This window comes from Variovorax gracilis, from assembly GCF_030317115.1.
Taxonomy (GTDB): domain Bacteria; phylum Pseudomonadota; class Gammaproteobacteria; order Burkholderiales; family Burkholderiaceae_C; genus Variovorax; species Variovorax gracilis.
Map to the genome: position 1 here is coordinate 186,374 of NZ_JASZYF010000002.1, position 22,087 is coordinate 208,460.

At 66.3% G+C, this 22,087-nt stretch carries 20 protein-coding genes and 1 tRNA gene; 8 read left to right on the top strand and 13 right to left on the bottom strand.

What is annotated here, in order from left to right:
- Nucleotides 1-17: 17 nt before the first annotated feature.
- From QTH97_RS06515 to QTH97_RS06550, 8 genes are all read right to left on the bottom strand, one after another.
- The gene (locus tag QTH97_RS06515) at nt 18-440 is read right to left on the bottom strand and encodes a YidH family protein (protein ID WP_286567279.1); all 423 of its coding nucleotides are present in this window, start codon (nt 438-440) and stop codon (nt 18-20) included.
- A gap of 40 nt (nt 441-480) precedes the next feature.
- A complete protein-coding gene (locus tag QTH97_RS06520; RefSeq protein ID WP_286567280.1) occupies nt 481-1,113 on the bottom strand; it encodes a MarC family protein in 633 nt (210 codons plus the stop codon).
- Nucleotides 1,114-1,121: 8 nt separating this feature from the next.
- The gene (locus QTH97_RS06525) at nt 1,122-2,132 is read right to left on the bottom strand and encodes an HAD family hydrolase (protein WP_444813390.1); all 1,011 of its coding nucleotides are present in this window, start codon (nt 2,130-2,132) and stop codon (nt 1,122-1,124) included.
- A gap of 17 nt (nt 2,133-2,149) precedes the next feature.
- Nucleotides 2,150-4,636, bottom strand: a complete 2,487-nt coding sequence (locus QTH97_RS06530; RefSeq protein WP_286567281.1) for an autotransporter — start codon at nt 4,634-4,636, stop codon at nt 2,150-2,152.
- A gap of 16 nt (nt 4,637-4,652) precedes the next feature.
- Nucleotides 4,653-6,038 carry a DUF1254 domain-containing protein gene (locus QTH97_RS06535; protein WP_286567282.1) on the bottom strand — a complete coding sequence of 462 codons (1,386 nt, stop codon included), beginning with the start codon at nt 6,036-6,038 and terminating at the stop codon, nt 4,653-4,655.
- Between the two features lie 35 nt (nt 6,039-6,073).
- Nucleotides 6,074-6,994 (bottom strand): HAD family hydrolase, encoded by a 921-nt coding sequence (locus QTH97_RS06540; RefSeq protein ID WP_286567283.1) that lies wholly within the window; start codon nt 6,992-6,994, stop codon nt 6,074-6,076.
- 24 nt (nt 6,995-7,018) lie between these two features.
- The gene (locus tag QTH97_RS06545) at nt 7,019-8,584 is read right to left on the bottom strand and encodes an arylsulfatase (RefSeq protein ID WP_286567284.1); all 1,566 of its coding nucleotides are present in this window, start codon (nt 8,582-8,584) and stop codon (nt 7,019-7,021) included.
- Nucleotides 8,585-8,829: 245 nt separating this feature from the next.
- The gene (locus QTH97_RS06550; protein ID WP_286567285.1) at nt 8,830-9,537 is read right to left on the bottom strand and encodes an SDR family NAD(P)-dependent oxidoreductase; all 708 of its coding nucleotides are present in this window, start codon (nt 9,535-9,537) and stop codon (nt 8,830-8,832) included.
- A 113-nt stretch (nt 9,538-9,650) separates the two neighbouring features.
- On the opposite strand from QTH97_RS06550, the gene bktB reads away from it, so the two are divergent.
- Both bktB and QTH97_RS06560 read left to right on the top strand, forming a co-directional pair.
- Complete coding sequence (gene bktB / locus QTH97_RS06555) at nt 9,651-10,832, top strand: beta-ketothiolase BktB (RefSeq protein ID WP_286567286.1); 1,182 nt, start codon at nt 9,651-9,653, stop codon at nt 10,830-10,832.
- Nucleotides 10,833-10,896: 64 nt separating this feature from the next.
- A tRNA-Lys gene (locus tag QTH97_RS06560) sits at nt 10,897-10,972 on the top strand.
- A 69-nt stretch (nt 10,973-11,041) separates the two neighbouring features.
- Here QTH97_RS06560 and QTH97_RS06565 read toward each other — a convergent pair.
- Together QTH97_RS06565 and QTH97_RS06570 are read right to left on the bottom strand one after the other, a co-directional pair.
- The gene (locus tag QTH97_RS06565) at nt 11,042-11,935 is read right to left on the bottom strand and encodes a DUF72 domain-containing protein (RefSeq protein ID WP_286567287.1); all 894 of its coding nucleotides are present in this window, start codon (nt 11,933-11,935) and stop codon (nt 11,042-11,044) included.
- Between the two features lie 39 nt (nt 11,936-11,974).
- Entirely contained in the window at nt 11,975-12,574 is a 600-nt protein-coding gene (locus QTH97_RS06570) for a TetR/AcrR family transcriptional regulator (RefSeq protein WP_286567288.1), read from the bottom strand.
- A gap of 111 nt (nt 12,575-12,685) precedes the next feature.
- Between QTH97_RS06570 and QTH97_RS06575 the strand changes: the two genes are divergently transcribed.
- The 3 genes from QTH97_RS06575 (at nt 12,686) to QTH97_RS06585 (ending at nt 16,056) form a co-directional block, all read left to right on the top strand.
- Entirely contained in the window at nt 12,686-13,522 is an 837-nt protein-coding gene (locus QTH97_RS06575; RefSeq protein ID WP_286567289.1) for a thioesterase family protein, read from the top strand.
- 38 nt (nt 13,523-13,560) lie between these two features.
- The gene (locus QTH97_RS06580) at nt 13,561-15,195 is read left to right on the top strand and encodes an acyl-CoA dehydrogenase family protein (protein ID WP_286567290.1); all 1,635 of its coding nucleotides are present in this window, start codon (nt 13,561-13,563) and stop codon (nt 15,193-15,195) included.
- A 69-nt stretch (nt 15,196-15,264) separates the two neighbouring features.
- Complete coding sequence (locus tag QTH97_RS06585; RefSeq protein ID WP_286567291.1) at nt 15,265-16,056, top strand: SDR family NAD(P)-dependent oxidoreductase; 792 nt, start codon at nt 15,265-15,267, stop codon at nt 16,054-16,056.
- A gap of 3 nt (nt 16,057-16,059) precedes the next feature.
- Here the strand turns inward: QTH97_RS06585 and QTH97_RS06590 are convergent, their stop codons facing one another.
- Nucleotides 16,060-16,959 carry a LysR family transcriptional regulator ArgP gene (locus QTH97_RS06590; protein WP_286567292.1) on the bottom strand — a complete coding sequence of 300 codons (900 nt, stop codon included), beginning with the start codon at nt 16,957-16,959 and terminating at the stop codon, nt 16,060-16,062.
- 82 nt (nt 16,960-17,041) lie between these two features.
- On the opposite strand from QTH97_RS06590, the gene QTH97_RS06595 reads away from it, so the two are divergent.
- Together QTH97_RS06595 and QTH97_RS06600 are read left to right on the top strand one after the other, a co-directional pair.
- Nucleotides 17,042-17,671 carry a LysE/ArgO family amino acid transporter gene (locus tag QTH97_RS06595; RefSeq protein WP_286567293.1) on the top strand — a complete coding sequence of 210 codons (630 nt, stop codon included), beginning with the start codon at nt 17,042-17,044 and terminating at the stop codon, nt 17,669-17,671.
- 132 nt (nt 17,672-17,803) lie between these two features.
- On the top strand, nt 17,804-18,724 hold the full coding sequence (locus tag QTH97_RS06600; RefSeq protein ID WP_286567294.1) for an alpha/beta fold hydrolase: 921 nt from the start codon (nt 17,804-17,806) through the stop codon (nt 18,722-18,724).
- 42 nt (nt 18,725-18,766) lie between these two features.
- Here QTH97_RS06600 and QTH97_RS06605 read toward each other — a convergent pair whose 3' ends face one another.
- Complete coding sequence (locus QTH97_RS06605; protein ID WP_286567295.1) at nt 18,767-20,179, bottom strand: M20/M25/M40 family metallo-hydrolase; 1,413 nt, start codon at nt 20,177-20,179, stop codon at nt 18,767-18,769.
- Between the two features lie 161 nt (nt 20,180-20,340).
- The gene (locus QTH97_RS06610) at nt 20,341-20,970 is read right to left on the bottom strand and encodes a LysE family translocator (RefSeq protein ID WP_286567296.1); all 630 of its coding nucleotides are present in this window, start codon (nt 20,968-20,970) and stop codon (nt 20,341-20,343) included.
- Nucleotides 20,971-21,119: 149 nt separating this feature from the next.
- Here QTH97_RS06610 and QTH97_RS06615 point away from each other — a divergent pair, with 149 nt between their 5' ends.
- On the top strand, nt 21,120-22,025 hold the full coding sequence (locus tag QTH97_RS06615; protein WP_286567297.1) for an SDR family NAD(P)-dependent oxidoreductase: 906 nt from the start codon (nt 21,120-21,122) through the stop codon (nt 22,023-22,025).
- The last annotated feature ends 62 nt before the right edge of the window (nt 22,026-22,087 follow it).

Sequence of the window (22,087 nt, forward strand, 5' to 3'; positions counted from 1 at the left end):
GAAGCGTTGCCGGACCGTCAGCCGAAAGGCCCGCTACCGAACACCATGCTGGCGATCGCCAGCAAGCCGATGACCAGAAGCAGCAGTGCGACGATCAGGGTCAGGGAGACCGGAAACTGGCTTTCCGCATGAATGAGCCCCTGCGCCTTCAATGCCTGGCGTTCCCGGCGCAACCCGAACATGAAGAAGCAGTGATAGCCGATGCCGGAGATCAGCATCGCGATGCCCAGCAGCACCAGCGCAACGCCGAAATGACGGGCCGCGTCGCTGCTCTTGAGAACTTGCGCATCATGGAGCTTCTGGAACACCTGGAAGATGGTGAAGCCGAAGCCGATCAGCGATAGCGATGTACGGATCACCGACATCAACGTGCGATCGGCGCTCATGCGCGTGCGCTGGAACGACATGCCCGTCCTGCGCGACGACAGTTCGGTCGACATGCGTTCCGAATCCGACCCCGCTCCAATCCATGGTTTCTCGTCAGGCATTCATGACTCCCAGGTTGTGCAGTGCATAGAGGATGATGGTCACCGCGAGAGCCACCTGGAGCACGCCGAGCACAGCTCCCAGGATCTCGAGGACGATCGCCGTCGCGCCGCCCAGGATGCGGCGCGCAAAGAGCATGGCGAGAAGGTTCAGGACCATCACGCCGACCACAATGGCAAAGATCGTCAGCGCGCGTTCCACACTCGTGGTGTGCGCGAGAAGCACGATGACCGATGCGGTCCCGTAGGGCGTGACGACAGTCGGGAACGCGATGCGCATGGCCGCCGCCATCGGAGACCCCGGCAAGTGCGGAGGCGGCGTGGACGCCGGCGCGTACTGCTCCAGCACCAGGCGCATGCCCACGACGAAGAAGATCGCCCCTCCCGCGAGCAGGAGCGCTGGCGGCGAGATGGACCAACTCTGGAGAAGTGCCCGCCCCACGAGGGCGCCTGCGATCACCGCGATCAGTGCGATCACGAACGTGCGCATCGCGATCTTCCTGCGCTCGATGTCGTCCAATTCGTGCGTGAGCTTGGCGAAGGGACCGATGACCTTCAACGGCCCGAGCATGACGAACATCAGCGTGAAGACGCTGCCCACCCCCAGGGAGAAGTTGGTGTCGTGCATGGGCAGTGCTACTTGTCGAACGGGAACACGCGGTTCCAGTCCCGCTTCATGTCGACCACGGTCCAGCCCTTGGCCGTTGCTTCGTCCAGCGCCTTGTCCAGCCTGCCGACATGCGAGTTGCGGTCGTACGCGTATTCGCGCTCGGCGTCCGTATGGTGGACGATCCCCATGAAGCTCGGGCCCACCCCCGCGGCCGTCCATTCGAGCATCTGCTGGTCACCGTCGGAATTACCGAACGCCAGGATCGGACGCCGGCCGATGAAACGCTGGATGCCGACCGGCTTGCCGGGGCCGTCGTCGACCAGGTCGATCTTGGCGAGCCGCATGAGCACCGGCTTGCCGTCGCTGCCCATGCGCAACGCGAGCTGCCCCGTCGAGCCGACCACCTGCTCCGGCGGGATGCCGTAGACCTTGCCGGTGAACACGCGCATGAACTCGACGCCCCCGCCGGAAACGATGAAGGTCTTGAAGCCGTTCTCTCTCAAGTACGCGAGGAGTTCGAGCATGGGCTGGTAGACCAGCTCGGTATAGGCCCGCTTGAAGCGGGGATGGCGCGCGGTCGCCAGCCATTCGGCGGCCGTCTTCGAGAACTCCTCGGTCGTCATGCCGGCATGCGTCGCGGCCAGGATCTGCATCATTCCCTTTTCGCCCGAAGCGGCGACGGCCTTCATGTCGCCCTTGAGGATGGCGCTGAAAGGCGGCGTGGTCTTCCATTCCGGATGCTGCGGCGCCAAGGCCTTCACGCGGTCGAACGCGTACGCCAGCTGGACATAGGCCGGCTGTTCGACCCACAAGGTGCCGTCGTTGTCGAACACCGCGATGCGCTCGGCCGGCGGGACGAAGGTCGGCGAACCTTGCGTGGTCACGTCCGCCACGAACTTCAGGATCGCCTGCTTCGTGGCGCCGTCGTTCCACGAGGGGAGCCCCTGCGCCTGCGCCATCGCAGCCATCAGCAGCAGCACCACGGCCGCCATCCAGCGCCGGACCGTCGAGGCCGAAGGATTTCTCTGCATGTTCATTTCGCTCATCCCCTCGGCTATCTGCGCCCACGGAAACCGCCGCCGCCATGGAAGCCGCCGCCTCCAAAGCCGCCGCCGAAGCCCCCGCCGCCGCGGAACTCGCCACCACTGAAGGAGCGTTGCATGCCCATCGACGAATCGCGCAGGTCTGCAGAGCGTTGCGTCCCGAAGTCGCGCGCGCCGCGTTCGCTGTCGAGCTGCTGGCCGGCCGACTGGCCGCCTTCCCAGCCGCTCGGCGTTGCCTTCTGCCAGCCGTCGCCGGTGTTTCGGTAGACGTTGCCGTCCTTGCCCGCGTAGACGTCGTCGCCGACGTGCGCGACCGTACCGCCGCCCTCGCCGGTGGCGCGGCCATAGCTCGTCACCTGGCCTGTGTTCTTGTTGTAGACGGCGCCTCTGCCGCCCGACACCTCGTTGCCGGTGTACGCATTGCCCGCGGTGCCGCGCGCGCCGACCGCGATGCTGCCGCCCGGCCCCGTGGCCACGCCCCGGGAGCCAGCCGCGTAGTTGCCCGTGTAGACGTTGCCGACCGCACCGCGCTGGCCCGCCGATGCAATGCCGGTGCGCGAGTTGTACGAGGAACCGACCTGGCCGGCCCAGGCATTGCCCGTCCATGCGTTGTAGCCGCCGCCCACGCGCGTCACGCTCGCGCGGTTGCCCCACTGGCTGTAGATGTTGCCGGAGTAGCCGGCCCAGCCGCCCGGACCCCAGGCCACCGCGCCGCCGCGCGGACCGTATGCAGCGCCGCGCCAGACCGGCCCGGCCCAGGGGCCCCAGTACGGGTACGGCCCCCACCCCCAGCCCGTGGCCACCGTCGCCGCACCCCACGCCCAGCCGAGCCCGAAGGCCACCGCCCAGCCGGTCCACGGCGTGTACGCGACTGCCGCGCCGTACCCATAGGTCACCGGCGCTCCGTACCAGACAGTGCCGACCCAGGGGTCGTAGACATAGCCCGTGCCGTATACGACCACGCCCGACACCGGATCGACGATCGACCCCATGTACCCCGGCGAATAGCCGACGTAGACGGTGTCGGGCGTCGTCTCGTAGACCCGCACATAGGTCACGTAGTACAGCGGCGAGCTGGGCGGGATCGCATAGATGGCCGCCGGCACCGACCTCGCGACGGCCCACGGCCCGCGCACCGACCCCGCGACAAACCACACTCCGTTCTCCACCGCGTAGTAGCCGCTGTCGCTCACCCGGATGATGGGCGTCGGCGAATTCGCGACGTACGTCAACGGAGTGCCCTCGATCGACCGGAACCTGGGCTCCCCGTCGAAGCGCGGCGGCGTGAGCTGGGTGCCCGCCACCTTCACCGCCGCCGTCTGGGGCACCGACGCGGCGATCGCTGCTTCGCGCGCCTGCGACGTGCCGGCGATCGATGCCTTGACGTTCTCCTTCGGGCTGTCGTCGGGTATCTTCGCGAATTCCGCCGGCAGCGCATTGGCCGGCACGTACTGCCACGGGCCGTTGTCGGTGGTGGAACGGAACCACCGCCCGGCGATGAGCACATAGGTCATGTTGTCCAGCATGTTCTTGAAGATGTTGCCGGTGGTGTTCTCCACGTAGAGCAACTGCGCGCCGTTCACCGGCACCGGGCGCGGCGTGCCGTCGGTCACGATGAGTTCCGTCGGCGCGGTCGCCACGACGATCGTCGGCGTCTGGCTGTCGAGCCGCGGCGCCGGCCGGTCGGCCGTCGACTGGCCGGTCAGCGGATCGATGGAGCGCGCATCGGAGGCCTGCTGGAAGGCCTTGCCGAGTGCTGACGATGGCGCATGCAGGACAGTCCATGGGCCGCCGATGTCCGGAGCGCTCATCCAGCCGTCGAAGACCTTGAGGTAATGCGTGCCCGTGCTGTCGCGCAGAAGCAAAGGCCGGGTGTTGAGCACGCGCTCGAAGGGCAAGCCCTGCATCCGGCCGTACCGGGGTTCTCCGTCGATGTAGACCAGGATGGCCGGCACGGTCGAGAAGACGATCTTCGGCGGGTCGTTGCGCAGCGGCTGGCGGTCGGCCGTCTGCTGCGTCTCGACGATGTGCATCGCGGCCTCGAGCCGATCCAATGCGATCGTGCGCGACTGGCCGCCGATGGCTTGCGCGATCGCGTCGGTCCAGGCCTTGGACTGGACCTGCGTCGACGACGGGAAGTCGATCTTGACGAGGCGAACGCTGTCGATGGTGACCACGCGCCGGCTCTTGTCCGTGAGCGTGCGGGCATCGAAAGTCACGACGCCATAGCGGGTCTCCGGATGGTCGGTCCCGATCTCCACCTGCACCGCCGAGCGGCCCGCGAGCCTGACGCCGTCCCAGCTGTCGAGCTGTGGCTCGAAGACCATCAGGGTCACGTTGCCTGTCTTGACGGTGCGCGGCCACGGCGATTCCGCGCCGATGGCTGCAGCGCTCGCGGCGCCGGAAGCCGTCGCGTCCTGCGCCCATGCCGCGCCACCCTGACCCAGCACAAAGAGGCAGATCGCCAGGCTGACCGCGCTGCTCGCAACACGTCCCATGAATGCTCCTGATGAACTACGAAGACCTGACCACAGCGGGCGGGGTCCAACTGCCGTCGACGGCCGCGGGCTCCGGCCAATAGGACCGGATGTAGAGCGAAAACTCGCTCGTGCCATCGACAGGCGCCGGGAGCCAGTTGGTCTCCTTGTCCGCGCCGGGTGACTGGGCCTGCACGTAGATCGTCAGAGAACCATCCGCGCCGTACTGCAGCGACTTGTTCTTGGTGCCGACCGAATACCGGGCCAGCGGATTCGGCTCGAAGAAGTGATGGCGGTTGTAGAGCGTCAGCGACCAGAAGCCCTTGACCGGCGGCGTCGCGCCTTTCGCGAACGTGACCGTGTAGCGGTTTGCGCTGTTCAGCCGCTCGCCGTTGCCGTCGAGGTCCTGGTAGAAGTACTTCGTCTCGTTCTGCTTGTTGACGAAGATGTTCGACTTCGCCACCGCCGTGCGCGTGAAGTAGTCGCTGCCGAAACTCGCGCCGTTCGCGATGGTCGACCAGTGGTGCGGCAACTGCCGCCCGTAGTTGCGAAACTGAAACAGCGGCTCGATCAGTTCCTTGTCCGCCGCTGCGAGCGCCTGGTTGAAGACCTCCCTGACCCGCGCATCCTTGCCCGCCGCATCCACCACGGCCAGCACCTGCGCGTAGCGCGCCGATTCGCCGGCCATCGGCTTCGCATCCGCAAGCGCACCCGGCAGCATGTCCAGGAACTTCCCCGGCGGCACCCACTTGGTCTCGGCGCCGTCACCGCCGCTGTTCGAAGGGTTCTTCACCACCGGCACCTTGCGCCAATCGGTGACCTTCATCTTGCCGTCGAAGCTGGCCACCGGATACACGGCGATCTGGTTGATGGCCGACTGCACCGCCTGCAGGTCCTGCGCCGTGTCTTCGCGAAACACGCGCGGCACAACGACGCCGGTGCCGGTCTGCGACACGAACACCTTGCTGATGCCCTGCGGCACGGTGCCCACCCAGTTCGGCCCCGCCAGCAAATAGAAGCCGGGGCGCGTGCCGTACATCCGTCCCAACTCCGCAAAGCTGTCGGTGCGCGAATCCACCACCTGGTAGACCCAGAAGCGATTGCCGAAGTCGGGCACCTGCACGACCACCGGCGACACGTCCAGCGCCAGGATGCTGTTGCCGTAGACCACGTCCTGGTTCGGGCACGCCACCGCACGCTCGGCCGGGTCGATGTAGTCCGTGAGCATGGTCACCGAATTGAGCGGCCCGACCGGCAGCACGCCACCCAGCAGCATCGGATGCGGCAAGGGCGCGAAGGTGAGGCGGCGGTTGTAGACGTTGACGATGGGCCATGCCCAGAAGAAGGCGTCCCGAGCGACCAGGCGCACGTAGTCGTCGGTGAGCTTCATCTGGGTGTCGGGCCCGGGGATCCCGTGTGCCATCGTCATCTCCTCGTGAAAGCCGCGCTCGGCGCGGCTCAGTCTGCGAACACCCTGTTCCAGTCGCGCTGCATGCTCACGACCTCGATGCCGTACTCCCCGGCCTTGTCGAGCGCCTCGACCAGCGGGCTGAGGCGGAATTCGCGGTCGTAGGCGAATTCGCGCTGCGCATCGTCGTGATGCAGCAGCAACGCCAGTCGCTGGCCTTTTCCAGTCTTGACGTAGCGCAGCATCGACAGGTCGCCGTCCGAGTTGCCGAAAGCGAGGATCGGGCGCCGGCCGATGTGCAGCCCGATGTTCTGCGGCTTGACGTCGCGGTCGTCGAAGGTGCCCAGTTCCGAGAGCTTGAAGAGTTCCGCACGTCCCTCGCGCATCTCGAAGCGCGTCTTGACGCTGCTGCCGATCACCTGCTCGGGCGGAATCCCGTAGACCTCTTCCGCAAAAGCGCGCATCAGGTCGATGCCGCCACCGGAGACGATGTAGTTCTTGAAGCCATTGGCACGCAGGAAATCGAGCAACTCGATCTGGGGCTGATAGACGCACTGCGTGTAGAGCCGCCCCAGCTTGGGATGCCTGGCCGAGGCCAGCCAGTCGCGCGCCGCGCCCATGAACTCGTCCTCGGTCACCCCGGCGTGGGTAGCGAACGCGATCTCGAACGCGGCCTGCTTCCCCAGGGTCGCGATGGTCTTGAGGTCGTGTTCGAGGAAAGCCTTGTAGGGCTGGCGGTCCTTCAAGGTCGGATCCTTGTCGGCCAGCCCTTTGAGGCGATCGTTGGCAAAGTAGAGTTGCGACTGCATCGGCTGCTCGCACCAGAGCGTGCCGTCGTTGTCGAAGGTCGCGATACGCTCCGCGGGCCGCACGAAGTCAGGCCCGCCCTCCTTCGTCACGCGAGCGACGAAGTCGAGCAGGGTCTGCTTCAGTGCGCCGTCGTTCCAGGAGGCCAGCACTGTGTTGTTCATGGCGATCCTCCAGACGAACCGACTTCAGTTGCTTCCGCCGGCCGCAGCCTCGGCCATCTTCGACAGTGCGTCGTCGATCGTGAAGGTGTTGGGCTTCTGGATCGGCGGGAAGTCCTTGAAGGTCGCCGCAAAGCGGTCAGCGATGGTGTATGCGCCGTAGAGGATGTACGCGTGGTAGAGGAACCATTCGTAGTAGCTGTTGGAGGTCACGTCGGCGCGCTCGAACGGGTCCGTTCGAAGGTTGAAGATCTTGGGAAGCCGCAGCGCCACGAAGGGCTCGCCCCAGATCCGCATGGTCCCCTGAACACGCTGTTCCATGAACACGACCTTCCAGTTGTCGTAGCGGATGCCCAGCACGTCGCCGTCGTCGCTGATGTAGACGAAGAGCTTGCGCGGACTCTCCTTCTCCTTCCCTGTGAGATAGGGAAGAAGGTTCATGCCGTCGATGTGGTTCTTGTACTTGCGCCCGATCGCGTCGACGCCCTTCTTCGCCTTCTCGACGATGTCGGGCTCGCCAGCCATTGCAAGGAAGGTGGGCAACCAGTCGTGGTGCTGCACGATGCCGTTGGAGACGGTGCCGGCGGCGATCTTGCCGGGCCAGCGCACGACCATCGGAACGCGGAACGCTCCTTCCCAATTGCTGTTCTTTTCGCTGCGGAAAGGTGTCATGGCACCGTCCGGCCAGCTGTTCATGTGAGGACCGTTGTCGGTCGAGTACATCACGAAGGTGTCCTCGGTAATGCCCAGTTCGTCGAGGTAGTCGAGCAGTTCGCCCACGTTCTTGTCGTGGTCGATCATCGTGTCGTGGTAGGGCGACTGCCAGCGCCCGGCCTGGCCCAGGCTTTCCTTCTTCGTGTGCGTGAAGAGGTGCATGTGGGTGAAATTGAGCCAGACGAAGAAGGGCTTTCCGTCCTTGTGCTGCCGCCCGATGAAGTCCTTGGCGGCCGCGGCGAATTCGTCATCGCAGGTCTCCATGCGCTTCACGCTGAGGGGACCGGTGTCTTCGATCTTCTGCTTGCCGACGCGACCCCAGCGCGGCTCCTCGGTCGGATCGTCCTTGTCCGTCGCCCAGGAATGGACCACGCCGCGCGGGCCCACCTTCTTCCTGAAATCCGGGAAGTCCTCCTCGGGGTAGTAGTCGTACATCTCCGGCTCTTCCTCGGCGTTCAGGTGATACAGGTTGCCGAAGAATTCGTCGAAGCCATGGTTGGTCGGCAGCATGCTGTTCAGGTCGCCCAGATGGTTCTTGCCGAACTGGCCGGTTGCGTACCCCTGGTTCTTCAGCAATGCGGCGATGGTCAAGATGTTGGTGTTCATGCCGATCGGCGCGCCCGGAATGCCGACCTTCGACAGTCCCGTGCGGTACACGCTTTGGCCGGTAATGAAGGATGAACGTCCCGCGGTGCAGGATTGCTCGCCATACGAATCGGTGAACTTCATGCCCTCTTTCGCGATCCGGTCGATGTTGGGCGTCCGATAGCCCATCAGTCCCTCCGAATAGCAGCTGAGATTGGTGATGCCGATGTCGTCACCCCAGATCACGAGGATGTTGGGCTGCTTCGCTGCCGCCGCCGGTTTCTTCGATGCCATTGCGAGCTCCTTGGTTGGTCACGGGCGTTCGCCCGGCGCACCAGACGGGAACTGGGCGGTCAGGGCGGTCGATGGGCGCGGGCGCGACGGATTCCCGCCGCGCCGAGGCGTACCGCTAGCATGCGCACGCCGTCGGCAAAGCGCACTTGTCCCAAGGTGAAGCGCCCCTTGCACCTTGGTGCAAGGGGTCACGGGGCCAGGTGGACCAAGCCGGGCCCAGGACGGGTCCCGGGCCGGCAGTCGCGTCAGGCGTCGAGCGTCAGGTGCTGCCCATGCAAGGCCGCGGCGGCAGGCGATGCCAGGAAGCCGATGGTCTGCGCCGCCACGCCGGTCGACACCCACTCGGCCGGGTTGGCATCGGGCATGGCCTGCCGGTTGGCCGGTGTGTCGAGCACGCTGGGCGCGACGCTGTTGACGTTGATGCCATGCGGCGCAAGTTCTGCCGCCGAAGCCTCGACCAGGCGCTGCAACGCGCTCTTCGAGGCGATGTAGGCGGACATGGCGGCGGCGCCGCGCGATGCGGTCTTGGCGGTGACGGCGATCACGCTGCCGGCCTTGCGTTCGATCATCGACGGCACCAGCGCCTGGGAAACCGCCACGAAGGACCAGGCGTTCAGGGTCATCATCCGGTCCCAGGCCTCGCGACTCAACGCGTGGACGGGTTCGCCCATTTCAAAGCCGCCGGCGATGTGGACCAGCGCATCGACCTGCCTGAAGGCGCCCAGGATGCGCTGCGCTGCGTCGACCATCGCCGGCACGGAGGTGACGTCGGCCTCGAGCAGCAGGTGCTGGGAGTTGTCGAGCCCCGGGAATGTGCTCGACAGATGGTCCATCCGATGGTCGATCAGGGCCACGCGGGCGCCCTGATCGAGAAAGTGCTGCACGACGGCGCGGCCCAGCGCACCGGCCGCGCCCGTCACGACCACGTGCCTGAGGGTGTTGGCTTCGATCATTGGAGGCTCCTTGTTGGGGCACGGATGGTAACGCCGGCGTCGGCCGGGTCCGGGGCGAATGGCCTCTGGACTGGCATCATCGAGGTTTCGTTTTTTTGCATCGGAGACTTTTCATGAAAGAAGTGGTTGTTGTCAGCGGCGTGCGCACCGCCATCGGAACCTTCGGCGGAGCGCTCAAGGACGTGCCGCCCACCAGGCTCGCGGCGCTGGTCACCAAGGAGGCGCTGGCACGCGCCAAGGTGGACGGCAAGGACGTCGAGAACGTCGTCTTCGGCCACGTCATCAACACCGAGCCACGCGACATGTACATGGCGCGCGTGGCCGCGATCGAGGGCGGCTGCGCCCAGGAGACACCGGCATTGACCGTCAACCGCCTGTGCGGATCGGGCCTGCAGGCCATCGTGAGCGCCGCGCAGAGCATCCAGCTCGGCGACGCGAAGGTGGCCGTGGGTGGCGGCGCCGAGAGCATGAGCCGTGCGCCCTTTGCCTCGCTCAGCGCCCGCTGGGGCGCCCGCATGGGCGACACCAAGATGGTCGACATGATGCTCGGCGCCCTGCACGACCCCTTCCAGACTGTCCACATGGGCATCACGGCGGAGAACGTCGCGAAGAAGTGGGGCATCAGCCGCGAGACGCAGGACCAGACGGCGCTTACCAGCCACCAGCGCGCCCAGAAGGCGATCGAGAGCGGCTATTTCAAGTCGCAGATCGTTCCGGTGACGCTGGAAAGCCGCAAGGGCCCGACCCAGTTCGACACCGACGAGCATGTGCGCTTCAACGCGAAGCTCGAGGACATGAGCAAGCTCAAGCCAGCCTTCCTGAAGGAGAACGGCACCGTCACTGCGGGCAACGCGTCCGGTGTCAACGACGGCGCCGCCGCCGTGGTCCTGATGGAAAAGGAAGAGGCCGCCCGGCGCGGCCTCAAGCCGATGGCACGCGTCGTCGCCTACGCGTTCGCTGGCGTGGACCCGGCCTACATGGGCATCGGGCCGGTCCCGGCGTCTCGCAAGGCCCTGGAAAAGGCGGGCCTGAAGGCTTCCGACATGGACGTGATCGAGGCCAACGAGGCCTTCGCCGCGCAGGCCTGTGCGGTGAGCAAGGATCTGGAGCTCGATCCTGCCAAGGTGAACCCCAACGGCTCGGGCATTTCGCTCGGCCATCCCGTGGGCGCGACGGGCGCGCTGATCACCGTCAAGGCCCTCTACGAGCTGGAGCGCATCCAGGGCCGCTACGCGCTGGTGACCATGTGCATCGGCGGGGGACAGGGCATTGCGTGCATTTTTGAAAGAGTGTGAACGACTGGCTCGAAGTTGTGGCTATAATCGTGGGATTGCCTGAAACGACACACAAGTCAATCAGGGGCTCTTAGCTCAGTTGGTAGAGCAGCGGACTCTTAATCCGTAGGTCGAGTGTTCGAGTCACTCAGGGCCCACCACCAACACTGAAAAAGCCTGCTACCGGAAACGGCAGCAGGCTTTTTTCTTGGCGCTCTCTTTGACCGCGCTCAGCCGTGCGCCAGCAGCATCTTCAAGAAGCTGATGCCGTTGCGCTGCCCTTTGTCCTCGTCGCAGTTGTTGAAGATGATGTGCGTGTTGCGCACCTTGTAGGCGATGCGCAGGGCCTCGACGACCAGCTCGCGGATTTCCTCGTCGGGGTAGTCGTAGTCGAATCGCTCGGCGGCCGAAGAGGCGCCCCGGGCGTTGTAGGTCTCGGTGTTGCGGCCATGCAGCCGCAGCAGCGCGTAGTCCGGATGCGTCGTCTCGACCAGCATCGGCACGCTGTTGTCGAATCCTTGCGGCCCGTCCACGATGGTGTGCACGGCTTTCAGCTCGCGAAGGAAATCAAGCGTGCCGGCGCGGTGGGCCTCGTCGAGCCATGAGCGGTGCCGGAACTCGACGCTGACGGCGTGGCCCTCCATCATCTCCACGCAGTGCTCCACGTGTGCATGGCCTTCGGGATTGCACAGGAGCCATGGCGGAAACTGGAAGTGGACCAGCCCGAGCTTGCCGCCGATCCTCAAAGGGGCGAGCGCATCGACGAAGCGCCGCCACAGCTCGGCCCGTATCTCCGGCGGAGTGCTGCGGTAGTAGAGCGTCTTGGTCGTGCCCAGCGCCTCCTTGATGTCCTTGTGCATCACCTTCGGGTCCGTCTGGTGACCCGTGAAGAGCCGGAAGGCCTTGGCGTTGAAGGTGAAGGCGTCGGGCGTGCGGTCGACCCAGTTCTGCGTCGTGACCGGATCCGGGATCGCGTAGTAGCTCGAGTCGACTTCGACCAGCGGAAAAATCGAGGCGTAGTAGCGCAGCCGCGCCTCGGGCGTCTTCGCTTCCTTGGGATAGAAGCGCCCGCAGTCAATCAGCGTCTTGTCAGTCCAGGAGGCGGTTCCGACGAGGATGGCCATCGGCGCATGCTAATGGCGCCGTCGGCCCAATGCGATTTGTTACGCGCACAGGTAGGCTCGGATCGCGGTCCGGGCCTGCCGCGACAGTGCCTGCAGGTCGGGCTGGCCGGCAGCCCCGATGTGGGCGTTCGCGATCAGCCCGTACAGGATGGTGAAGCTCACGCGCGCGGCCTCCTCCTTCTCGCACGTCGGCGACAGGTCGCTCGCCGCGCCGAGGGCGCCGGTCCACTCGCCGACAAAGCGGTCGTACATCTTGCGATAGGCGTCCGGGCCGGAGAGGTGCCGCTCCAGCAGATAGTGCGCACCCCATTCGAATGGCTGCTCCCGGTGTGCGTCGATCTGCGATTCGATCACCGCATCGACCATCTCTCGCAGCGGCCGGCCCTGATGCCGCTCGACGGCATCGTGCAGCGCCATCAGCAGCGCCTTGGAACGCAGATGCAGGCACACGCGCGCCAGGTCCTCCTTGCTCGCGAAGTACTCGTAGAAGCTGCCGAGGCCCGTGCCGGCGACGGACACAAGCTCGCGGATTGTGATGCCTGCGTAGCCCCGCTCCACCAAAAGCCGAACAAAGGCTTCCTGCAGGGCCTGTGAGGTGTGGCGTGCGCGGGACTGGCGCGGCTTTCTCCTCGGCGCCATGGGGGACCGACCGGGCCTGGCTTTCATGCTGCGGAACCCGAACACCCTCGGCGCCTGTTGTTCCTAGAATTTTCGACACGCATTGGATGCATTTTGCAGCGCGGAGACACCATGACCGACAGCCCCCATACCGCCGAAACCGCGCCCTCGCTCGCCGTGTTCACCCGCGATGGCGACACCTGGCTTCCCGGCAGCCTGGCACGCGGACCGTGGGACCCGCGCGCGCAACATGGCGGCGCGCCTTCCGCGCTGCTGGCGCACATCGCCGAAAGCGCCATGCCGGAACCCGGCTGGCAGCTCGCACGGCTGAGCGTCGAACTCGTCCGGCCCGTGCCCATCGCACCGCTGACCGCACGCCACGCGGTGCAGCCCTCGCGATCGACGACACGGGTGACGGTCGACCTCCACGCCGGCGACACGCTTGTCGCCCGCGCGCATGGGCTCCTGCTGCGCGCACAGCCGCTCTCCTTGCCAGCAGGATTGCCTGGGTGGTCGCCGGCGATGCTCTCGCCGCTTCCGCCGAATTGCGAGGACCGCGTCCGCATCCCCGGCCTGCCCGACGGCGAGTACTTCCATCGCATGGCGGTGGAGTCACGCGTCGCGCACGGCGACCCGGCCCGACCCGGCCCTGCCGCGGCATGGTTCCGGCTCATCGTTCCGCTGGTGCAAGGCGCCCCCACCTCCCCCGCCATGCGCGTGGCCGCGGCGGCGGATTTCGGAAACGGCCTGAGCTGGATCCTGGCGCCCGAGCGCTACCTGTTCGCCAACGCCGACCTCAGCGTGCACCTGCATCGCCTGCCGGTGGGCGAGTGGGTCGGGCTCGCGTCCGAAACGCATGCGGACGCCGGCGGCGCCGGCATGACGCTCTCTCGCCTGTACGACGAGCAGGGCCCGATCGGCGTCGCCGTCCAGACGCTGGTGCTGCGCGAGCGCAGCGCCGCGGCCTAGGCCCTCCTCCGAACCCCGCACTTCCATCGAGACACACCATGACCGGCATTCACCCCCACAACCAGGTTCCCGAACTCAAGGACTACAACGTCTACACCAGCGACCCCGTGCTTCGCCGAGCCGTGCAGCGTGGCGATGCCGGCTGGCGAGATGCCGAACTCGTGCGCCAGGGCGCCGAGTACGGCGCGGAAGCCACGCTGCGCGCGGCCGAGGACGCCAACCGCCATGAACCCGAGCTGCACACGCACTCGCGCACCGGCGAACGCATCGACCTCGTCAAGTTCCATCCCGCGTGGCACACCATGATGTCGATCGCGCGCCGCAACGGCATCGCCAACCTGCCCTTCTTCGACGGGCGCCCCTCCGCCTGGACCGCCTACGGCGCCTCGCTCTACATGCACAGTCAGATCGAATCGGGGTCGACCTGCCCCACGACGATGACCAAGGCCTGCATCCCGGTGCTGCGCCACAACGCTGCGCTGTACGGCGTCGTCGAATCGAAGCTGGCTGCCATGGAACACGACGAACGCGACCTGCCGCTCGAGCAGAAGCGCTCGATCGCGGTCGGCATGGGCATGACCGAGAGGCAAGGCGGCAGCGACGTGCGCACCAACACCACGCGCGCCGTGCCTTTCGGACAGGGTCCGTGGGGCAGCGAGTTCCTCATCACGGGCCACAAGTGGTTCTTCTCCGCGCCGATGTGCGATGGCCACCTCGTGCTCGCCAAGACCGACGAGCGCGGATCGACTTGCTTCTTCGTGCCACGCTGGCGGCCTGACGGCAGCAAGAACCCCATCCACATCCAGCGCCTGAAGGACAAGGTCGGCAATCGCTCCAACTCCAGCAGCGAGGTCGAGTTCAAGGAAGCCTGGGGCGTGCTCGTGGGCGAGGAAGGCCGCGGCATCCCGACCATCATCGAGATGGCCACCTTCACACGCCTGGACTGCGCGCTGTCCAGCGCCGGCTTCATCCGCCAGGCGCTGGCGCAGGCGCTGCACTACACGCGCAACCGGCATGCCTTCGGCAAGGCCCTGGTCGACCAACCCGTGATGACCGAACTGCTCGGCGACATGGCGCTCGAGTCCGAGGCCGCGACACTGCTCGCGATGGACCTCGCATCGCACTTTGGCTCCACCGATGCGCTCGACGTGGCCTGGCGCCGCCTCATGACGCCCGCGGCCAAGTTCTGGAACTGCAAGCGCGCGGTGGCGCTGACCGGCGAAGCGATGGAAGTCTTCGGCGGCAACGGCTACGTGGAAGACGGCCCGATGGGCCGCCTGTTCCGCGAAGCGCCGGTCAACTCCATCTGGGAAGGCTCGGGCAACGTGATGAGCTTGGACGTGCTGCGCGCCGTCTCCCGCAACCCGGACGACGCGCACCTCGTGCTCGACCATCTGCAGGACGTGGCCTCGCAGGACGCTCGCGTGCTGGCGCAGGCGCACGCGCTGCGCGACGCGATCCAGTTGCCACCGACCGAACTCGAACGCCAGGCCCGCCGCTTCACCCAACGGCTCGTGCTCACGGCGCAGGCCTGCCTGATGCTCCAGCATGCGAGCCCGGAAGCATCCTCAGCCTTCATCGGCAGCCGCTTCGACCCCGACTGGGGCCCGGTGGCTGGCATCAGCGCCGGCACCAGCGATCCGGCTGCGCTGCTGCGCGCGGCATGGTCGTAGGCTGGACAAGCCACGGGGGAATGCTGCACGCTCCGCCTTCCATTCCAGAATGCAGAAAGGCGGTCATCCATGGACTTGAAGCTCAAAGGCAAGCTTTCTCTCGTCTCCGGCAGCACGGCGGGCATCGGCCATGCGATCGCGGCTGCGCTCGCTGCCGAAGGCGCGCGGGTGATCGTGAACGGACGCTCACAGACGTCGGTCGATGAAGCAATGGCCCGCATCGGCGCGGGAGAAGGCGGCGAGGTGCTGGGCTTCGCCGGCGACCTGGGCACGCCCGCCGCGGCCGAGGCGCTGGCGGCTCGGTATCCGAACATCGAGATCCTCGTCAACAACCTGGGAATCTTCGAACCCAAGCCCTTCGAGGAGATTCCCGACGAGGACTGGAAGCGCTTCTTCGACGTGAACGTGCTCAGCGGCGTCCGGCTCGCCCGCCTGTGCCTGCCGGCGATGAAGCGCGCGAACTGGGGCCGCATCATCTTCATCTCGAGCGAAAGCGCGCTGCAGATTCCGGCCGAGATGATCCACTACGGCATGACCAAGACCGCGCAGATCGCCGTCGCGCGGGGCCTGGCCGAATCGCTGGCTGGCACGGGCATCACCGTCAACAGCGTGCTGCCCGGACCGACCAAGTCCCGCGGCGTCGGCGAATTCGTCGAGACCCTGGCCAAGGCGGACGGCAAGTCCTTCGAGGACTTCGAAAAGGAATTCTTCGAGACAGTGCGGCCGACCTCGCTCATCAAGCGCTTCGAATCGCCCGAGGAGATTGCCGCCCTGGTCGCCTATGTCGCCAGCCCACTGTCGTCGGGAACGACCGGCGCCGCGCTGCGTGTCGACGGGGGCTGCACGAAGAGTGCCTTCTGAGCGCTAGGACACAAGCACGCGGCGCGCAGCCGTGTGCACGTGCCGCGTCAATCGATCGAGGACCGGGACCTCCAGCGTTGCCGACTGCCAGTACAGCGCCACGTCGAGCGGTCGATCCGGCAACAGTTCCACGAGACGACCCTCCACCAGATGCTTCTGCACGAGGCACGCCGGATTCATCCCCCAGCCGATACCCGCGAGCGCAGCGGTGACGAAGGCCTCCGACGACGGCAGCCGGTGCGCCGGAAGCGGAATGTCCTTGCGCAGCGTGCGCCGCACCCAGCGCTCCTGCAACCGATCGTTGCGGTCGAAAACCAGGCTCGGCGCCTGCGCGAGGGTCTCGGCGGATACACCCGCCGGGAACCAGCGGGCGACGAATTCCGGACTGGCCGTCGGCACGTAGCGCAAGGCCCCCAGCTTGCGAACCCGGTAGCCCTGGACCGCCTTGGCCAGCGACGTGACCGCCGCCAGGACGTGACCGCGACGCAGCCACTCGCCGGTCTGATCCTGATCGTCCACGGAAATGTCGAGCAGGGCCGCGTCCTCGTGCGAGAACGCGGACAAGGCGTCCACGAACCAGGTTGCCAGACTGTCGGCGTTGATGGCGACGCGGATACCGGGACGCGCCTGCCCGGGGTCCTGCGGGTCCAGCCACGGCAGGTCCGTTCGGAGGGAGTGCTCCAGCATGGCGACCGTCTCGGCATGACGGCACAGGCGCGCGCCCGCTTCCGTGGCCGTGCAGGGCTGTCCCCGAACGATCAGCACGGCGCCGACACGTTCCTCGATGAGGCGCACCCGCTGCGAGACCGCGGATGGCGTGATGTTCAGGAACCGAGCGGCGCGCTCGAAGCTGCCTTCACGGACAACGGCCGCGACAGTGGCGAGCAGGGAGAGGTCGAGCATCGGCGAATCAGATAAGCATTGCTTCACTGACCTTAGCAGCTTTCACTTCGCCGTTGTCCACTTCGTCGCGACACTTGCCCGCATGGCCGATGCTTCGAACTTCGCGGTTTTCCTGACGGGCATGACCCTCAGCGCGTCCCTGATCCTCGCCATCGGGGCGCAAAACACCTTCGTGCTCCAGCAAGGATTGCGGCGCGAGCATGTGCTGGCGGTCGTTGCCGTCTGCGCTCTCCTGGACCTGGCGCTGATGGCCGTGGGCGTGGGGGGCGTTGCCGCGACGATCGGAGAGCATCCTCGACTGCTGTCCGCGCTGGCGATCGCCGGAGCCGCGCTTCTGGCGGCGTACGGAATCGTTGCGTTCCGGCGCGCGATGCGACCGGAGGCCCTGGTCGCCCGAACCGACGGCAGGTCCAGGCCGGTCCTCGGGACCATCGCCAGGACGCTCTCCATCAGCTTGCTCAACCCTCACGTCTACCTCGACACCGTGGTCCTGATCGGTGCCGTGGGCGCGCGCCAGCCGCTGGGGAGCCAATGGATCTTTCTGCTCGGCGCCGGCATTGCCAGTACCGCCTGGTTCTTCGGCCTGGGCTTTGGAGCGCGCGCCCTCGCTCCACTTTTCTCGCGTCCGCTCGCCTGGCGCGTGCTGGACATCGGGGTCGGCATGACCATGCTCGCATTGGCGCTCAGGTTGTTTCTGGGCGCTTTCGACTGAGCCAGCGGCGCACCAGGGTTTAGCCGGCGGTTGCCCCAAAGGACTATTGCGGGACGGGCCATCTCAAGCGGAGACTCCGCCTTTCGCCGCCCAAACGGCCCGGCGCATCACGCGCACAACCGAGGAGCAACCGTGTTCAAGTCTCTCTTGGGATGGCTCGCAGCCGCCCTCATTGCCGGTGCGGCCCAGGCCCAGGTGCCGCCGTTCCCTTCGACCTTCAAGACCCAGGAAATCGCAGTCAACGGCACCAGGCTGCATGTCCGCTCCGGCGGCAAGGGGCCAGCGGTGACCCTGATCCATGGCTACGGCGAGACGGGCGACATGTGGGCGCTGATGGCCGCCGACCTCATGAAGGACCACACCGTCGTCGTGCCGGACCTGCGCGGCATGGGCCTGTCGGCCCATCCGGCCGGCGGGTTCGACAAGAAGACCCAGGCCGCAGACATCGCGCAGGTGCTCGACGCGCTCAAGATCGACAAGACCGACCTCGTCACGCACGACATCGGAAACATGGTCGGATTCGCCTTCGCCGCGCAGTACCGCGACCGCGTCGGGCGCTTCGTGCTGATCGACGCCCCCGTGCCGGGTGTCGGCCCGTGGGAGGAGATTCTCAAGAACCCGCTGCTCTGGCACTTCCGCTTCGGCGGCCCCGACATGGAGCGCCTGGTGGCCGGCCGAGAGCGCATCTACCTCGATCGCTTCTGGAACGAGTTCTCCGCCAATCCGAAGAACTTCGACGAGGCCTCGCGCCGGCACTACGCCAAGCTCTACGCCAGACCCGGTGCCATGCGCTCGGGCTTCGCGCAGTTCGCGGCCTTCGATCAGGATGCGGTCGACAACAAGGCCTTCCTGGCGGAGAAAGGAAAGCTGACCGTGCCCGTGATGGCAATCGGCGGCGAGAAGTCCTTCGGCCCCACCATGGCGGTCGTGATGCGCGCCGCCGCCGACAACGTCACCGAGGGCGTGATCCCCGCCTCGGGCCACTGGATCATGGAAGAGAACCCGCAGGCGACCGTGAAGATGGTGCGCGGGTTCCTGGGCGGAGCGAGCTGATCGGGGGTGCGGCGAACATGCCGGAGGCCCCCGGGCTGTCGCCTACTGCGAAAGCTGCTTGACCATCCGGTACATGAATTCGCGGCCGTCATAGAGCCGCGGGATCGCGACCCGCTCATCGAGGCCGTGCGCGCGCGCGTCGCTGGGCTCCGAGAAGATGCCGGAAACGCCATACATCGGGATACCGAGGTTGCGCATGAAGCGGCTGTCGGTGGCGCCGGTGCTCATCGTCGGGACGACCGGGATGCCGGGCCACATCTGCTGCGTGAGGGAATCGACCACGCCCAGCACGTCGGCGCGCAGCGGCGACGGCGGACTCTTCAGCGGCGGGTTGCTCGCTTCCATCTTGATGCGACTGCCCCCCAGCACCTTGCGCAGCGTGGCATCGACCTCGGCGGGATCGTCGTGCGGCAGGATGCGGCAGTTCACCGTCGCCTTGGCCGACTGCGGCAGCGCGTTCTCCGCATGGCCGGCCGTGATCTGCGTCGCGACGCAGGTGGTGCGCAGCGTGGCGTTGTAGAGCGCCGAGCGCGACAGGCGATCGGTCGCGGCCTCATCCGGCTTTCCTGACGCGACGGCGCGCATGTCCTCGGCCATCTGGCCAGTTTCGAACTGGGCGCTTTTCTCGAAGTAGCTGCGCGTGACGTCGGCCAGCTTCACGGGGAAGCGGAACGCACCGAGTCGGTCCAGTGCCGCGCTGAGCTCGTAGATGGGATTGGCGGGCGTGGGCAACGAGCTGTGGCCGCCGACGTCGCGCACTTCGAGCTTGTAGGTGGTGTACATCTTCTCGGCCACCTGCACCCGGTGCAGCACGGGCTTGCCGTTGTTGAGCTGGCCGCCACCGCCCTCATTGATGCCGAACTCCGCATCGAGCAGTGCGCGCTGGTTGTTCACCAGCCAGAAGGCGCCATTGGTGGGCACGTCGCCAAGCTCCTCGTCAGCCGTGAGCGCGAGCACGATATCGCGGGTGGGCTTGAAGCCCTCGCGCTTGAGCTGGCTGAAGATCGAAACGAACGAAGCTGCCATGGCCTTGTCGTCCGACGCACCGCGAGCGGTGAAATAGCCGTCGTCTTCCTTGAGCTTGAACGGATCGGTCTTCCAATCCGCGCGGCGAGCCTCGACGACGTCGATGTGGGCCAGCAGCAGCAGCGGCTTCTTTCCACCCGTGCCCTTGAAGCGAACGACCAGATTGCCCTTGTTGGGGTAAGGCTCGAAGAGCTGGATTTCGTCCGCCTTGAAGCCCGCATCCAGCAAGTGCTTGCGCATGGCCTGCGCAGCCTCGGTGTTGTTGCCCGTCAGATGGGTCGTGTTGATCTCGACGAGTTCCTTGTAGATGTCGTGGAAGCGCTGTTGCTCGGGCGTCAGCGGCGGCATCTGAGCGGGCGTTTGGGCACCAGCCCAGGGAGCGGCACACAGCAGGGCTGCCGCGGCGCAATGACGTAGCTTGTAATTCATTAGATATCAGTCTCCGGATTGAACGCTATGCAGGCCCCGCCATCCATGCGGCGGAAGCCCGATTCAGTATATGAGGCGGCCTGCAATGGACCCTGTCCCAGAAACGACGCGGGACGCGACGCAGGGACTCGGCCCGTCGGTCACGTCGAACAGTCGAGACTTCAGGCCCGCTGCTTCAGCGCCAGCACCGACAGGCCCGACGCGATGAAGGTCAGGCCGGCTCCGACGTTCAGGCCAGTCCCCACACGCGGATGCCGTTGAAGCCACAGCGACAGCTTCGAGGCCCAGTTCCCCAGGATGCTGAAGATGACCGCGGTCATCACCGCGAAGATGGCGCCATAGACGAGCATCTGCACGGTCACCGAGCCCCGCCCCGCATTCACGAACTGCGGCAGGAAGGCCAGAACGAAAAGCCCCGGCTTCGGATTGAGCACATTGGACAGCAGCCCCGTGAGGAACACCTTGCGCAAGGGCTGATGCGAACTCGGCACGAAGGAAATCATGTCCCTGGACGCGAGGGCCCTGTACCCCAGCCAGAGCAGGTACAGCCCGCCGGCGGCCTTCACCACCCAGAACGCCACGGGCGATGCCTGAATGACCAACGACAGGCCGAGTGCCGCGGCGACCGTGTGGAACATGATTCCGAGCCCCGCCCCCGCGGACGACAGGCAGGCCGCTGCCCGCCCCTGGCTCAGCCCGCGGCTGATGGCCAGGATGTTGTCGGGGCCCGGCGCCAGGACGACGAGCAGACAAGCCGCCAGGTAAGTGAGGAGGATGTCTAGGGGGAACATGTGTTGAAGCCCGTGGCAGGAGTTGGTCGTCCGGCCGGCGATTGTCCGGCATCGGCTGCCGAAGCCCCTCTTTCGAAATGCCGAACCGCGCGTGTTCAGCCCGTGGCATTCTCCTTCGGCGATCCCGCAGAAGTATCTGGAGTGTTCCGATGGTTGAAGGAAAAGTGGTTCTCGTCACCGGCGCAGGCGGTGGTATCGGGCGCGATATCGCCCTGGCCATGGCCAGTCATGGCGCACGGGTGGTGGTCAACGACATCGGCGCCGCGGTCGATGGCCAGGGGCACAACGCGGGGCCGGCGCAACAGGTGGTGGACGAAATCCACGCGCTGGGCGGCGAGGCGGTCCCCAACACCGACAGCGTGGCGGACGCTGCGAGCGCCGCGAAGATCGTGCAGTGCGCGGTCGACAACTTCGGCCGCATCGATGCCATCGTCAACAACGCCGGCATCCTGCGCGATCGCTTCTTCCACAAGATGTCGGTGGACGAGTGGGACTCGGTCATCAAGGTGCACCTCTACGGTTCGTACTTCGTCAGCCGTGCCGCCGCGACCTTCTTCAAGGAGCAGAACTCGGGCGCCATGGTGCACATGACCTCCACTTCCGGCCTGATCGGCAACTTCGGCCAGGCCAACTACGCCGCGGCCAAGCTCGGCGTCGCGGCGCTGTCGAAGTCGATCGCTCTGGACATGCTCAAGTTCAACGTGCGCTCCAACTGCATCGCGCCCTTTGCGTGGAGCCGGATGATCGGCGCGATTCCGACCGACACCGAGGAGCAGCGCGTGCGCGTCGCCAAGATCCAGCAGATGACGCCTTCGAAGATCGCACCGCTGGCGGTCTACCTTGCCAGCGATGCGGCGAAGGAAGTCAATGGGCAGATCTTCTCGGTGCGCAACAACGAGATCTCGCTGATCAGCCAGCCGCGCCCCGTGCGCTCCATCCATCGTTCCGAGGGCTGGACGCCGCAGACCATTGCCGAACATGCGATGCCGGCGATGCGCGCGAGCTTCTACCCGCTCGACCGTTCGGCCGACGTCTTCAGTTGGGACCCGGTCTAGCTGAGCTCGCCCCCAGGCTTGCCCAATTCGTGTGGCCGCCTACCCCCTGCCGGGGGCAACAC